Genomic DNA, 288 nt, shown 5'->3' on the forward strand with positions numbered 1-288 from the left:
CGCTGCACTCATGGACACACGTTTTCCGGCAAAGGTGATCGTGTCGTTGGCTTTGACCAGCAAGGATGGCTTACTATGCACAGTGATGCCGCTCTCCTGATGGAGCTGTAGAAAGACGGCACCCTCCTTGGCGGTAAATGTTACGGACTGTGGGTCTAGCTTCATTTCCTTCCCTTTCGGTGTACCCCAGTAAGACGTTTTGGGATCAGCTGTTTTCGGGTTGGACTCGCCACCCTTTCGTACACTATGACGAACAAACGCTGCTTCCTCTCGATGTGTTGGGAAGGT

The 288-nt window shown here is 52.4% G+C and carries 1 pseudogene; it reads right to left on the reverse strand.

The annotated features are described in order from the left end of the window. Positions 1 to 288: pseudogene (locus CD31_RS23400) on the reverse strand (contractile injection system protein, VgrG/Pvc8 family); the annotation flags it as partial.

The organism is Lysinibacillus boronitolerans JCM 21713 = 10a = NBRC 103108, from assembly GCF_000772935.1.
GTDB lineage: Bacteria > Bacillota > Bacilli > Bacillales_A > Planococcaceae > Lysinibacillus > Lysinibacillus boronitolerans.